The sequence below is a fragment of the Pantoea sp. CTOTU50773 genome (genome assembly GCF_032082325.1).
GTDB classification, from domain to species: domain Bacteria; phylum Pseudomonadota; class Gammaproteobacteria; order Enterobacterales; family Enterobacteriaceae; genus Pantoea; species Pantoea communis.
Map to the genome: position 1 here is coordinate 49045 of NZ_DAMDQC010000005.1, position 14763 is coordinate 63807.

Sequence of the window (14763 nt, forward strand, 5' to 3'; positions counted from 1 at the left end):
CACAATCCATTGTGCATCTGTGAAGGGAAACAGACGTCGTGATTACTCGTTGCTGGCCGTTTGCGACGATTTCTGCTTCTTGTAGGCCAGCGCCGCTGCCGGAACCGGCGCCGCTTTGCCGGTTTCCAGCCAGTCGCGCAGACGGTTGGCATCGGCAAAGTGGGTGTACTTGCCAAACGCATCCAGCACCACCAGCGCCACCGGACGGTTATTGATCACCGTGCGCATCACCAGGCAGTGGCCGGCTTCATCGGTATAACCGGTTTTAGTCAATGCGATACGCCAGTCGTTTTTGTACACCAGGTGATTGGTATTACGGAACGGCAGCGCATAGTTCGGATGCTTAAACACCGCCGTATCTTCTTTGGTGGTGCTCAGTTCACCAATCAACGGATATTGACGCGTGGCTTTTGCCAGCTTGATCAAGTCTTCCGCATTGGAGACGTTGTGAATCGACAAACCTGTCGGTTCAACATAGTGGGTATGCGTCATGCCCAGCGCACGCGCTTTGGCATTCATCGCGCGGATAAAGGCGTCATAGCCACCTGGATAGTGATGCGCCAGGCTGGCGGCAGCACGGTTTTCCGATGACATCAGCGCCAGCAGCAGCATATTGCGGCGGCTGATTTCACTGTTCAATTTGACGCGCGAGAACACACCGCGCATCTCTGGCGTGTGGCTGATATCCACCGACAGCATCTCGTCCATCGGCAGTTTCGCATCCAGCACCACCATTGCAGTCATCAGCTTGGTGAGTGACGCGATAGGCCGCACACGATCCGGATGGCTGGAGAACAGCACTTTATTGGTTTCAAGATCGACAATCATGGCACTGCCGGAGGCGATTTGCGGTTGGGCAATCGGCGCCAGATTAGACAGCGCAGCAGGCGCGGCCAGTGCCGGAGTGACAGCTGCCGGTGCGGCGACAAACAGCGCCAGCGACAGCAAGGAAATACGCATTTTTACAGACATCGTGTCAAAAAAATCCGGTAAGGAGTTTTGCGCCGTGTTTAAGACACAGGCCGCGCGCATCAAACCAGACGGGATGCGGGCTGGCAGCAGCATAATACGCGCTTATCTGCGAAATTTCTTAGGTAGATTGTTTCTGAGCGTTAAAAAACGGGAGACCTAATGGCCTCCCGTTCACGGTATCATTGCAGGTTAGAACAATCGTGGTCCGTAACCCCACAACACCACGGTCAGTGCCAGCAGCACTTCAAACACCAGCACACCAATCGCCAGTGTCGATCCTGAGAAGCGCATGCTCTCTTCACGATCAATATTGAGGAACACCGGAATGCCGACGTACAGCAGATAACCGGTATAGAGTAACGCCACTGCGCCGATCAACACGCACAGCCACACCAGCGGATAAAGTGCCACCAGCCCACTAATAAATAACGGGGTAGCGACATAGCCAGCAAACACGGTACAGCGCTGAATGCTGGGACGCTGCGGATAATCGCGCGCCATCCAATGAATGACGCGGCCCATCACCGCCACGCCGCCTAAGATAATCAGATAGAAAAGAATGCCGAGACCGATACCGGTCAGCAGGTTGAGTTGCACGAACTGCCCTTCGCCCAGATTCCAGCCCAGTTGTGTGGTACCGATAAAGGCACAGATCACCGGGATCGCTGCCATCATCAAAACATGGTGGGTGTAGTGGTGCGAAACGCTCTCGTTTTCTTGCTTGATATCGCGCATTTCCTGGTTAGGATGCGCCAGAAGACCCCAGACATGATTCATAAAATCACTCCTCTGATGCGACGGGCTGCCACTTCAGCGATCAGGCTGTCTCACTCAGGCAGCTTCCCTTCAAGTATAATCGGCGCGGCTGTTTTTGCGGACAGCGGCACAAAAAAAGCCGCTGGCGTATAAACTGTTACCTGAATCACTCGCGACAGGGAGGAAAATTTGCATCTCGATATCAATGGATTAATTACGCAGTACGGCTATCTGGCGTTGCTGATTGGCTGTATCGCGGAAGGGGAAACTTTTACCCTGCTGGGCGGCGTGGCGGCGCATGAAGGCCTGCTGCACTTCACCGGCGTGGTGCTGGCCGCGATGGTGGGAGGAATTATCGGCGATCAGCTGCTGTTCTGGCTGGGCCGTCGCTACGGTACGCGCATTCTGCGCCGTTTCCGTAAACATGAAGATACCATTCGTAAAGCCAATCGCCTGATTCAGAAGCGCCCGAGTCTGTTTGTGATTGGCGTGCGCTTTATGTATGGCTTCCGCATTATTGGCCCGATCATCATCGGTACCAGCCGGTTAAAACCGCTGCGCTTCTTTGTGCTCAACGTGATAGGCGCCGCGCTCTGGTCGCTGATCTTTGTCACCCTGGGTTACTTCGCCGGGGAGATCATTACTCCGTGGCTGCATAAACTCGACCAGCATCTTAAACATTTGCTGTGGCTGGTGGCGGCGATTGTGTTCGGCATCGCGCTGCGTTACGTGATTCGCCGCTGGAACCGCCGCCGGGCGGATTAGTGGTGATAACCTTTAAACTGCGGGTTGGCCAGCATAAAGCCACCGTCAACAATAAACGATTGTCCGGTGGTATAGGTCGCCCATTCCGAACACAACCACGCGACTAAACTTGCCACTTCACGCGTATTGCCGGGCCGTCCAATCGGAATTTCCGGCATACGTGTGCTGTGCGCCTGATCGTCAGTCAGATGGTTCATTGCAGTGGCAATCGCGCCCGGTGCAACCGCATTCACCAGAATGTGATGGGGCAACAAACTCAACGCCATCGATTTGGTCAGACCGCCGAGCGCATGTTTCGCCGCGGTGTAAGCGGTGGCATCCGGCAACGGAGTGTGTTCATGCACTGAAGTGATGTTAATGATGCGCCCGCCATCGCCCTGATCGACCATATGGCGGGCGGCGATCTGTCCGCAGATAAATGAACCATCCACATCGACGCTGAACGTTTTCCGCCAATCTTCAAAGGTGACGTCGAGAAAATCGGCTTTCATCATCACGCCCGCATTGTTGACCAATACGTCAATGCGACCCAGTGAATTGATGAGCTGCGCCAGTTGCTTGCCCCCTTCTTGCGGGTCGGAAAGATCCAGCTGCCGCACCTGTGCGGTTTGCCCTTTGCTTTCGACCAGTCGCGCTGTTTCCTGCGCCCCCGCTTCATCTGAGCGCCAGGTGATCCCTAACGTGTAGCCCGCTTCAGCCAGCATGACGGCACAGCTGCGGCCAATGCCGGAATCGGATGCGGTAACCACGGCCACTTTCTGTTTCCCCAGTGCCATAACATTCTCCTGCGTGATGGGTGTCCTCACAGTATAGAAGTTATCGTTCTGTGCCTCGGATCAGCCGAAAAAACCCTTTCGTCTATAGTTAACAATCAGATGCAGTCAAGGAGGCAGGATGAGCAAAATTAAACGCAGAATTGATGATCACGGCGTGATTGGGGATTTACGGACCTGTGCATTGATCGCCAATGAGGGCACCATTGATTATCTCTGCTGGCCCGAGTTAGACAGCCCATCCGTGTTTGCTGCGTTGCTGGATGGCGATGATGCCGGTCTGTTCTCACTGGCACCCGACTGGAAAAATGCGCGCCAGCAGCAGCTCTATCTGCCGGACACCAATATTTTACAGACGCGCTGGTTGGGCGATGCGGGCGTGGCGGAGATCACCGATTACATGCCGATCTGCGACCAGCCCAATAAAGTGCCGCGATTGGTACGTCGGGTCAAAATGGTGCGCGGCTCGGCCACCTTCAATTTGCTGTGCGCCCCGCGCCATGATTATGCCCGTGCTGAAACCCATACCGAACTGCGCCCCGGTGGCGTGGCCTTTCTTGCTGAAGGCCAGCCCGCGTTACGGCTGAGTGGTACGGTGGTGATGACGCGTGAAAACCACAGTGCAGTTGCCGAATTTACCCTCAAAGCCGGGGAATCTGCTGAGTTTGTATTTGGCAGTGATGACGATCCCTTCGTGGCGGAGATTGCCACTGAACAGTGCTTCAGCGACACACTGGCCTACTGGCGGCGCTGGAGCAGCCACAGTACGTATCGCGGACGCTGGCAGGAGATGGTGACGCGATCCGCACTGGCACTCAAACTACTTACCTCGAAACAGCACGGTTCGATTGCGGCTGCAGCGACCTTTGGTTTGCCGGAAGAGTTAGGCGGCGAGCGCAACTGGGATTATCGCGCCTCGTGGATTCGGGATGCCTCCTTCAGCATGTATGCGCTGATGCGGCTGGGTTATGTGGAAGAAGCGCGAGACTTTACCCATTGGGTGGGGCGTTGCGTCGAGCACAGCCATGACGACACGCCGCACCTGCAGGTGATGTATCGCCTGGACAGCGGCACCGAACTGCATGAAACCGAGTTGCTCAATCTTTCCGGCTATGCCAACTCGCGCCCGGTACGCATCGGCAATGATGCGTGGCAGCAGACCCAGCTGGATATTTACGGCGAACTGATGGATGCCATTTACCTTGCCAATAAATACGGTGAAGCCATTTCACAACGTGGCTGGCGGCATGTGTCCGACATGATTGATTATGTCTGCGGCAACTGGAACCAGCCCGATGCCGGTATCTGGGAGATGCGCGGTGAGCCGGAGCACTTTCTGCATTCGCGCCTGATGTGCTGGGTGGCGTTGGATCGCGCCCTGCGTCCCGGTCTGAAGCGTTCGTTGCCAATGCCGTATGAGCGCTGGGATTGTGTGCGCAGTGAAATTCGCGACGACATCTGGCAAAACTTCTGGAACCCGGAACTGGGCCATTTCACCGCCACACGCGGCGGCAAGTTCCTGGACGCATCCATGCTGTTGATGCCGCTGGTGCGCTTTGTCAGCTCCACCGATCCTGACTGGATCGCCACCCTTGACGCGATTAAAACCCACCTGGTGAGCGACGGTTTAGTGCGCCGCTATAACATTAGCGAAACGCCTGCCGATGCCTTAACCGGGGGTGAAGGTTCCTTTGCCGCCTGTTCCTTCTGGTATGTGGAGTGTCTGGCGCGGGCCGGGCGCGTGCATGAGGCGCATTTTGAGTTTGAAAAGCTGCTGAGCTATGCCAATCCCCTGGGATTGTACGCCGAGGAATTTACTACGCATGGCGAAGCGCTGGGGAATATGCCGCAGGCGCTGTCGCATTTGGCGTTAATCAGTGCCGCTTTTTTCCTCAATCGTAAATTGAGTAATGAAGTGACGCTGTGGCAGCCTTAAGAGAATTCACATTTTGGGCGGTACGGCAACGAGATGGGTCGGGAAATGCCCACTAATTAAGTAAAGTATCATCAGCCATTGAAAATCCTGATTCCCATCACTGCGCCTATGCACATATAATGCGCACCGGGTCATTGAGACCAAGATGGATTCGACACACTGACAAGCCTGAAACACGGCTATAACGACTTGAAAAACATGAAAAAGAGCATTCGCGCGTTCGCTTCACTTGCTTTAGTACTGGCGGCGTTCAGCCAGTCGGCATTCGCAGTAGTGTATCCGCTGCCAGCGGCTAACAGCCGTTTGATCGGCGAAAACCTTGAAATCACCGTGCCTGATGACAGCCGACTTCCGCTGGAAGCCTTCGCTGCTCAGTACCAGATGGGCCTCAGCAACATGCTGGAAGCCAATCCGGGCGTTGATGTTTATCTGCCAAAAGCGGGCACCAAAATGGTGATCCCTCAGCAGTTGATCCTGCCTGACGCCCCGCGTGAAGGCATCGTGATCAACAGCGCGGAAATGCGTCTGTACTACTACCCGAAAGGCACCAAGACCGTGGTTGTGCTGCCAATCGGTATCGGCGAACTGGGCAAAGACACGCCAGTGAACTGGACTACGACGGTTCAGCGTAAAAAAGCCGGTCCAACCTGGACGCCGACCAAAGCGATGCACGCAGAATACGCATCACGTGGCGAAAGCATTCCAGCGGTATTCCCGGCAGGTCCGGATAACCCGATGGGCCTGTATGCGCTGTATATCGGCCGCCTGTACGCAGTTCACGGTACTAACGCCAACTTCGGTATCGGTTTACGCGTGAGCCACGGCTGTGTGCGTCTGCGTGCTGACGACATCAAATGGCTGTTCGACAACGTGCCGGTTGGTACTCGCGTACAGTTTATCGATCAGCCGGTGAAAGCCACCGTTGAGCCAGATGGTTCTCGCTATGTAGAAGTGCACAACCCACTCTCTACTACCGAAGAGCAGTTCAACTCACGTGAAGTGGTGCCGATTACACTGACCGCTGCTGTGACCAAAGTGATTGCCGATGGCAGCACTAACCAGGATGCAGTGAACAACGCTATCCAGGCGCGTAACGGTATGCCAGTTAAGATCAATGGCCCGCAGGGTGAAGTGATGCCTGCGCCGGTGCCGGTACAGGAATCTTCTGACGCTACGCCGAAAGAAGAGCCGATGACTCCGCAAGGTGCCAGCGGCGTTGCACCGCAGAGTGATGTGGCTCCGGCTGCTCAGCCTGCTCCAGCGACCGGCAACAGCCTGTAATCGCTGACTCGCCATGCAGTAAAAAACCAGTCCATTGCGGCTGGTTTTTTTATGGGCGCAAAAACGTATTACCCGACTCGACTGGCCACAAGATTGTGACTTATGTGGTCGTTCTGATCTGTTACCTGTGTGCCCGGTAGTCCCTTGATGCGCGCCTGGATGCCTGGGCATCATTCCCGCCGCCGTCTCAGCGCCAGCCAGCCCGCCACCAGGGTAAACACCAGCACCACAATCACCAACAGTAAGAAACCGTGCGGATTATTTGCCAGCGGAATCCCGCCCACGTTCATACCGAAAAAGCCGGCAATGATGTTAATCGGCAGCGCCAGCACGGTGATCACCGTCAGTAAAAACAGCGTGCGGTTACTCTGCTCCATCAAACTGGCGGCAATCTCTTCCTGCAACAAGCGAATGCGTTCCATCAGTCCCGCCAGGTCATTCAATGCCACGCTGAACTCTTCCGTAAAGATGCGCAATTCACTGAGCGGTTCGCGCTTAAGCCACTTTGGTGGCCGATTTAACAAACGAAATAGCGCGGCGGGTTCCGGTGCCAGCAAACGCTGCACACGCAGTAGCATACGGCGCAAATGGCCCAACTCACTGCGGTTGGTTTTAATCGCTGCACTGAGCAAACGCTCTTCAATGGCATCCACCGCCTGACTGGAGCGACGCACCACTTGCTCCAATTGCGCTTCCTGCTCACCCAGCAACCACAACAGCATCGCATCCGGCTCGGCGAACGGGAGACGATCAATTTGCTGATGCATGCGTTCAATCATTCCCACCGGGCGATAACGCGCGGTGACAATGGTGTGCGCACAGCACCAAATCCACAACGTCGCGTTCTGTGTGCTGCGCTCTTCTTTGCTGAACGTCACATCATTGAGCACCGCCAGCAGCGCATCGTTTTGATGGGCCAAACGTGTGCGCGGTGAAGCAGAATGGATCTCGTCGAAAAAATCATCATCTACACTAAAGTGGTCCTGAACCCAGCGTTCGGCACGCGCATGATTCAGGTTGATGTGTAGCCAAAGAAAATAGGATTCCGGCAAATCTTGCTGTGCAAGCTGTGCAGCTTCACGGGCATTGAGCCGCTGTGGCGCCGCTTCCGGCGTGAACAGATAGCCATGAATAAGACCGGCCACTTCATTATTGAAGTCCGGCAATGAGGCAAGCGGCAAGACAGGCTGGAGCATGGCAGCGTGATGATCCCGAAGCGGTCAGATCCACATACTGCGACAGCCGTGTTACAGCAAGATGACAGAGCGTGATCGCGATCATCATTCTGTCATACAAACCACGTATCACACTGCGGGTAACGGGTGCCATTCGAGCACCGTCAATCCACACCGGGGTGTGTTATGGCTGAAAACAGTTTACCTGCATCTACATCAACATCATCGTCCCACAACGGACGCCCGAATCTTAACCAGGGCAACGGAAAAATCTCACGCATCATCTTTCTGATCCTGCTGTGCGGCGGCCTGCTGTTCACCGCCATCAATCTGTTCAACGACGTGGAAGAGACCGGCGCGCCGGTCACCAGCTATACGCCGTTCCTGCTGCTGGGCGTGGCTTTAGTGATTGCGCTCGGCTTTGAGTTTGTTAACGGCTTCCACGATACCGCTAATGCTGTCGCCACTGTGATTTATACCCATTCGCTGTCTCCGGGTGTGGCCGTGGTGTGGTCGGGCTTCTGCAACTTCCTCGGCGTATTGCTCTCCAGCGGCGTGGTGGCGTTTGGCATTATCTCGCTGCTGCCGGTGGAGCTGATTCTGCAGGCAGGCAGCGGCAACGGCTTTGCCATGGTGTATGCGCTGTTGTTCTCGGCCATCATCTGGAACCTCGGCACCTGGTATTTCGGCCTGCCTGCGTCCTCTTCGCATACGCTAATCGGTTCGATCATCGGCGTGGGCGTGGCGAATGCCCTGCTGCATGGTCGCAGCGGCACCAGCGGTGTGGATTGGGATCAGGCGATCAAAGTGGGTTACGCCCTGCTGCTGTCACCGATTGTCGGCTTTATCTGTGCTGCGCTGCTGTTGCTGGCGATGAAAGCCTTTATCCGCAACCGTCAGCTGTATGAAGCACCAAAAGGCAATCAGCCCCCACCGGCGTGGATTCGCGGCCTGCTGATTCTGACCTGTACCGGCGTCTCTTTCGCTCACGGCTCAAACGACGGTCAGAAAGGCATGGGCCTCATCATGCTGATTCTGGTCGGCACCATGCCGATTGCCTACGCCCTGAACCGTTCGCTGCCGCCGGATCAAATCCCGCGCGTGACCGCGTTAACTCAGGTCACCGAACAGCAGTTGCTGACGCTGCAACCGGCACCAGCTGCAATGCCCGCACCGCGTGAAGTACTGACCGAATTTGTGCGTACCAGCCAGAACCGTCCACAGGTATTGCCTGCCCTTGGCATGATGCTGGGCGATATCGGCGACCAGATCCGTCTTTATGGTGCGGTGGAAAATATCCCGGCACAGGCGGTGACCAACACCCGTAACGATATGTACCTCGCCTCCGAGACCATCAAACATCTGCAATCGGCCAAAGTCGCGCTGCCGGAAGAGATTGCCAGCAATCTTACTGCGGTGAAGAAGGAGCTGGATGCCGCCACGCGCTTTATCCCGATGTGGGTGAAAGTGGTGGTGGCAATTGCCCTTGGCCTCGGCACCATGGTGGGCTGGCGCCGCATTGTGGTCACCGTCGGTGAGCGTATCGGTAAAACTCATCTGACCTACGCACAGGGTGCCAGTGCGGAGCTGGTGGCGATGGCGACCATCGGCGCAGCGGATGTTTTCGGCTTGCCGGTCTCCACTACGCACGTGCTGTCATCAGGCGTAGCGGGTTCAATGGCCGCCAACAAATCTGGTCTGCAGCTCTCAACGATTCGTAACCTCGCGCTGGCGTGGGTACTGACGCTGCCGGTCTCAGTCTTACTTTCAGGGCTGCTTTACGCTCTGTTTATTCATCTGTAACGGGGAAAAGTCATGGCGACACACGACAATAGCTTCCACAGCGAGACCTTTAATGCGCGTCTGCTGCAGGAGTTTTACGACAGCTACGACGAAGAGCTGGAAATGGAGCTGGACGATCTACGCTTCAATGATAATGGTGAGCCACAGCAGGAAGGCGATAAGGCCTTTCGCCGCCGCTACTTCCGTGAGCTGCTGCATCTGCAGGGCGAGCTGGTGAAGTTGCAGGATTGGGTGATGCGTACCGGACATCGCGTGGTGATTTTGTTTGAAGGCCGTGATGCCGCCGGGAAAGGCGGGGTGATCAAGCGTATCACCCAGCGTTTAAACCCGCGCACCTGTCGCGTCGCCGCCCTGCCCGCACCGAACGATCGTGAGAAAACACAGTGGTATTTCCAGCGCTACATCGCTCACTTGCCTGCAGCCGGTGAAATTGTGATGTTTGACCGCAGCTGGTACAACCGCGCAGGTGTTGAGCGCGTGATGGGCTTCTGTAACGAAGCCGAAGTGGAAGAGTTTTACCGCAGCGTGCCGGAATTCGAAAAAATGCTGACCCGCAGCGGCATTCAGATCATCAAATACTGGTTCTCGATTACCGATGAAGAGCAGGAGCTGCGCTTCCTGAGCCGCATCCACGATCCGCTGAAACAGTGGAAATTGAGCCCGATGGATCTCGAAAGCCGTCGCCGCTGGGAAGATTACACCGAAGCGAAAGAAGAGATGCTGGAGCGCACCCATATTCCTGAAGCGCCATGGTGGGTAGTGCAAGGTGTGGATAAGAAACGTGCGCGCCTGAACTGCATCAGCCATCTGCTGCAACAGGTGCCCTACGAAGAGAGCGAGAGCAAAACCATTATGTTACCGACGCGCGAACGTCATGAAGATTATCGCCGCGCGCCAGTGCCAGAAAACATGGTGGTACCAGAGAAATATTAATGAACAGTTTGCACGGCTGCCTGGCGGCCGTGCTGCTGTTGCAGACGCAATGTAATGGCAAATGCGCCTAGCACCATCAGGGCCGCCGCCAGATACACCGACTGCATCCCCCAATGACCAATCAGTAACCCCGCCACCGGCCCCGTCAATCCCAGCCCTAAATCGAGAAACGCCGAATACGTCCCTAACGCCGATCCCTGATCCTGTTGCTGCACGCGTTTAACGGCTTCCACACCCAGCGCCGGGAACACTAGCGAGAAACCACCGCCGGTCAGGAACGCGCCGATATCCACCAGCCAGCTGCTGTCGGCCTGCCAGATTAACAGCAGACCGGCACACTCCAGCACAAACGACACCAGCGACACTTTCAACCCGCCGAAACGGGTGATATAGCGGCCACCGGCGAGACGCACCAGCACAAAGCCCAGGCTGAACAAGGTCAGGGCAAAGGCGGCGCCGCTCCAGTCGCGGCTGGCAAAATAGAGCGTGATAAACGTCGAGATGACGCCGAAGCCGATGGTGCCGAAGCCCAGTGCCAGCCCGAACAGCCAGACGCGGCTGACCACGCGATGAAAAGGAATACGCACGCCCGCTGTGACGCTAACCGCCGCCTTACGACTCGCCATGCAGAAACCAATCACGCCCATCAACGCCACGAGTCCGGCAAACCCGCTGATGCCGAACATTTGATTGAGCAGCACTCCGAGCGGTGCGCCTATCGCCATCGCAAAGTAGGTGGCAACGCCATTCCAGGAGATCACACGCGCCGTCTGCAGCGGTCCGACAAGGTTCATCCCCCACAGTGTCGAACCCGTGCTGCTAAAACTTTCTCCCACGCCCAAAAACAGCCTACCCACCGCTAAAAGCGCCAGACTCAGCATGGGTGTTGCGGTAAACAACGCGGCGAGAAGAGAGAGCACGCCGCTCATGCCGCAGCACACCAATCCCATCATCACCACGCGTTTCGGGCCATAGCGATCGGCCAGGCGGCCCGAATGCGGACGACTGAGCAGCGTGGCGAAGTACTGCAGGCTGATGATCAGCCCGGCGATGAACGAGCTGAAACCCAGCTGGTTATGCACAAATCCCGGCAGCACCGCGAGCGGCAGCCCTACTGAGAGATAGCAGAAGAAGGTGAAGACAATAACGGAAATGATGCGTTTATTTAACTGAGCATGACTCAGTACAGCGGCGTCAGACATAAGTGATGGCATTACAAATGAATGTGAAACGCTACTATAGCGCAAACAGTGTTGAGCTTGAACCTGACTTTACGTGGAACGGTGTCATAGCTTAATTCTGAATAATGCTGGTCATGTCAACAATCAAACGTCGCCTCGGTTATTTCGTCTTACATTAATAACAGCTCTTAATTAATCTTCATTTATATATTGGCCTGAAAATTCCGAAAAGAAACCTTTTAGTAAAAAAATTAATCCATAAAATCCTCTAAAAATAGTAACAAAACCCTTTATTAATCTGTTCAGGTCGCGCGTATGCTGAGAAGAACTCCTCCAATCATTCACATTAAGACATAGATCCGCCCTTGCTTGCTTTAGCTTACAGATGGTTAAATCAAACATTAATCATTACTTTTGGTGCGTAACTAATGTAATGGCAATGCTGGCCCAGCGCACCGACTCAAGCAAATTTCAAACCTTTGTTAATTCTGTTTCTTAACGACCAGGAGAAACCATGAAGATTATCACCAGTGGAAGCGGATATCCTGAAAAAAGAAATATTATCACTAACCCTCATAACAAATATATTAATTGCCGAAAAAAGAATATCTATTTCTATTTAAATGCCGTCAAAGCAAAAATCTTACATAAAAATAAACAATTTATTTTTCTCCCGATTCCCGGCTTACTGCCACAGGATGCGGATGTCATTCACCTTTTCAATGAAGTGGCCGACACCAAAAGGAACTGGATCGCCACTTTTGAAACCGAGATCCCACGCGTGCTACCGGTGCCTGGTGTAGCGAAATACGACAATCCAGAATTAAAGTCGCAGCTGCAATTAATAGCGAAAGCGGAATGCCTGGCGTTGATTGCCATCTCGCAAGCGACCCTCGACATCCAATGCAAGCTGCTCGATGCGTTTCCCGCGATCAAAGCCGCCGTCAGACACAAGCTACACGTCCTGCATCCGCCGCAACCGCTGCTGTGCGCTGAACCGCGCCTCGTCTCGCCCGGAGAAATACGTTTCATCTTTATCGGCAATGAGTTCTATCGCAAAGGCGGCGCGGAAGTGGTACTGGCCCTCTCCCAGTTATCTGAAGAGGATGTATTTAACCGCAGCCAGATTCAGGTCACGCTGATCGGTGACATCACGCAGCGGCATAATATCGCGCATCGGCAATTTCAGGATGATGAGGCGTTTTACACACGTATTGAGCACTTAGTCAAAACCTCGCCCCATATTCAGCATTTTACCTCTCTGCCCAACAATCAGGTGTTGACCTTGCTGCAGCATTCTCACGTGGGATTGCTGCCCAGCTGGCAGGATACTTACGGCTTCTCGGTGCTGGAGATGCAAGGCAGTGGCTGTCCAGTGATCACCACCAACATCCGCGCTTTGCCAGAGATCAATCCACCCGGTGCGGGATGGCTTATCCAGCAGCCGGTCAATGACGAATATGAGTATGTGGTGGATTCTGAGGAGAGCAAACTGCAAATACGCCAGCAAATCGTGCAGCAGCTTAAGGCGCATATCATTGATATTTTGCGTAATCCGGGCGTGATCACGCAATACTCTGCGCAATCACTGAAGAGAATTGCTGAGCAGCACGATCCGGGGAAATTCAGCGAGCAACTTGCCCACTTCTATTCAGCCAGCAAGCAGATGCACTACACAACGGCGTTTAAATGAGGAAGGGTTAAACCGGTGCGGTTAACTGAAGGGCGTGGCGCTCAATTGCCGTGGCAATCTCAGCAGATACGCGCAGAGTGCGGATCTCACTGAACAGCCCATCGGCTTCGTTATAGGCTTTACGCAGATAACCGAGCCACTGTTTGATGCGGGCGACGTGATACATGCCGGTATCGCCCTGCTTCTCCAACTGCGTGTACTTCAGCAGCAGTTCGACCACATTCGGCCACGGCATCGGCGCTTCGTTGTATTTCACCACACGGCCGAGGTTCGGGATGTTGAGCGCACCGCGCCCCAGCATCACCGCGTCGCAACCGGTGATGCGCAGACAGTCTTGCGCATCCTGCCAGCTCCAGATCTCACCGTTGGCGATCACCGGAATCGACAGACGCTGGCGAATTTCACCAATCGCCTGCCAGTTGATGCTCTCAGCGCGGTAGCCATCTTCTTTGGTGCGGCCGTGCACCACCAGTTCGCTGGCCCCGGCCTGCTGCACCGCGTCGGCAATTTCAAAGCGGCGCTCTCCCGAATCCCATCCCAGACGCACTTTCACCGTGACGGGAAGATGATCGGGCACGGCTTCGCGCATCGCTTTCGCGCCGCGATAAATCAGCTCAGGATCCTTGAGTAAGGTGGCGCCGCCGCCGCTGCCGTTCACCAGTTTTGATGGACAGCCGCAGTTGAGATCGACGCCCCAGGAGCCGAGTTCTACCGCACGCGCGGCGTTTTCTGCCAGCCACTCAGGATATTGCCCGAGTAGCTGCATACGCACGCGCGTACCGGAAGCCGTTCGGCTGCTGTTGTGCAGCTCGGGACACAAACGGTAGAAGGATTTTACTGGCAGCAGCTGATCGACCACGCGTAAAAACTCAGTAACGCACAGATCATAATCATTTACCCCGGAGAGCAGTTCGCGTACCAGCGAATCCAGCACGCCCTCCATCGGCGCCAGTAATACCCTCATCGCGTTAGATGTTCCCGCTCTTTTTTGCTGCCGGACGACGACGACCGCTGTTGGCGGCTGGCGCGTTTTGAGCGGCACTGCTGCCCTGACGACGTGCAGGACGCGCTTCGCCCTGTGGACGTGCACCATTGCCACCCTGTGGACGCTGACCGTTGCCACTGTGCGGACGAGAGACGTTACCGCCCTGCCCACGTCCCTGGCCACCCTGACCACGGCCCTGGCCGCGACCCTGCTGCTGGCGACCGTTCTGGATCGGTTCCGCTTTGATGCTAGGGTCCACTTCGAAACCTTCCAGCTCAATGCGCGGAATTTCACGCTTCAGAAGGCGTTCGATATCACGCAGCAGTTTGTGTTCATCGACACACACCAGTGACAGCGCAGCGCCGGTTGCCGCAGCACGGCCGGTACGACCAATACGGTGGACGTAATCTTCCGGTACGTTCGGCAGCTCGTAGTTCACCACGTGTGGTAATTCTTCGATATCCAGACCACGCGCGGCGATATCCGTTGCCACCAGCACACGAATGCCAC

General features: G+C 55.3%; 13 protein-coding genes. 6 read left to right on the forward strand and 7 right to left on the reverse strand.

What is annotated here, in order from left to right; genetic code table 11:
- Positions 1–42 precede the first annotated feature (42 nt).
- Both pbpG and RT340_RS01615 read right to left on the reverse strand, forming a co-directional pair.
- The gene (gene pbpG / locus RT340_RS01610; protein WP_034821245.1) at positions 43–972 is read right to left on the reverse strand and encodes a D-alanyl-D-alanine endopeptidase; all 930 of its coding nucleotides are present in this window, start codon (positions 970–972) and stop codon (positions 43–45) included.
- A 189-nt stretch (positions 973–1161) separates the two neighbouring features.
- Positions 1162–1749, reverse strand: coding sequence for a Yip1 family protein (locus RT340_RS01615; protein ID WP_211728123.1), 588 nt, complete (start codon positions 1747–1749; stop codon positions 1162–1164).
- Between the two features lie 168 nt (positions 1750–1917).
- Here RT340_RS01615 and RT340_RS01620 point away from each other — a divergent pair, with 168 nt between their 5' ends.
- Positions 1918–2493: a DedA family protein gene (locus RT340_RS01620; protein ID WP_034821056.1), complete on the forward strand. Its 576-nt coding sequence runs from the start codon at positions 1918–1920 to the stop codon at positions 2491–2493.
- Here the strand turns inward: RT340_RS01620 and RT340_RS01625 are convergent.
- The gene (locus RT340_RS01625; RefSeq protein ID WP_211728122.1) at positions 2490–3269 is read right to left on the reverse strand and encodes an SDR family oxidoreductase; all 780 of its coding nucleotides are present in this window, start codon (positions 3267–3269) and stop codon (positions 2490–2492) included. The two genes, RT340_RS01620 and RT340_RS01625, sit on opposite strands and share 4 nt — an antisense overlap.
- A gap of 118 nt (positions 3270–3387) precedes the next feature.
- Between RT340_RS01625 and RT340_RS01630 the strand changes: the two genes are divergently transcribed.
- Positions 3388–5202: a glycoside hydrolase family 15 protein gene (locus RT340_RS01630; protein WP_313373695.1), complete on the forward strand. Its 1815-nt coding sequence runs from the start codon at positions 3388–3390 to the stop codon at positions 5200–5202.
- Between the two features lie 198 nt (positions 5203–5400).
- Positions 5401–6483, forward strand: coding sequence for a L,D-transpeptidase family protein (locus RT340_RS01635; RefSeq protein WP_058961597.1), 1083 nt, complete (start codon positions 5401–5403; stop codon positions 6481–6483).
- Between the two features lie 170 nt (positions 6484–6653).
- Here RT340_RS01635 and RT340_RS01640 read toward each other — a convergent pair whose 3' ends face one another.
- Positions 6654–7679, reverse strand: coding sequence for a transporter (locus tag RT340_RS01640; protein ID WP_211728120.1), 1026 nt, complete (start codon positions 7677–7679; stop codon positions 6654–6656).
- Between the two features lie 165 nt (positions 7680–7844).
- On the opposite strand from RT340_RS01640, the gene RT340_RS01645 reads away from it, so the two are divergent.
- Positions 7845–9461 (forward strand): inorganic phosphate transporter, encoded by a 1617-nt coding sequence (locus RT340_RS01645; RefSeq protein WP_211728119.1) that lies wholly within the window; start codon positions 7845–7847, stop codon positions 9459–9461.
- A 12-nt stretch (positions 9462–9473) separates the two neighbouring features.
- Entirely contained in the window at positions 9474–10394 is a 921-nt protein-coding gene (ppk2, locus tag RT340_RS01650; protein ID WP_045833553.1) for a polyphosphate kinase 2, read from the forward strand.
- Here the strand turns inward: ppk2 and RT340_RS01655 are convergent.
- Positions 10391–11596 carry an MFS transporter gene (locus tag RT340_RS01655; RefSeq protein ID WP_211728118.1) on the reverse strand — a complete coding sequence of 402 codons (1206 nt, stop codon included), beginning with the start codon at positions 11594–11596 and terminating at the stop codon, positions 10391–10393. The two genes, ppk2 and RT340_RS01655, sit on opposite strands and share 4 nt — an antisense overlap.
- Before the next feature lie 493 nt (positions 11597–12089).
- Between RT340_RS01655 and RT340_RS01660 the strand changes: the two genes are divergently transcribed.
- A complete protein-coding gene (locus RT340_RS01660) occupies positions 12090–13268 on the forward strand; it encodes a glycosyltransferase family 4 protein (protein ID WP_097117372.1) in 1179 nt (392 codons plus the stop codon).
- A 7-nt stretch (positions 13269–13275) separates the two neighbouring features.
- Here RT340_RS01660 and dusC read toward each other — a convergent pair whose 3' ends face one another.
- A complete protein-coding gene (dusC, locus tag RT340_RS01665; protein ID WP_211728117.1) occupies positions 13276–14232 on the reverse strand; it encodes a tRNA dihydrouridine(16) synthase DusC in 957 nt (318 codons plus the stop codon).
- Between the two features lie 4 nt (positions 14233–14236).
- Positions 14237–14763, reverse strand: a 527-nt coding sequence (locus RT340_RS01670; protein WP_313373704.1) for a helicase-related protein, incomplete at its 5' end; no start/stop codon positions are given.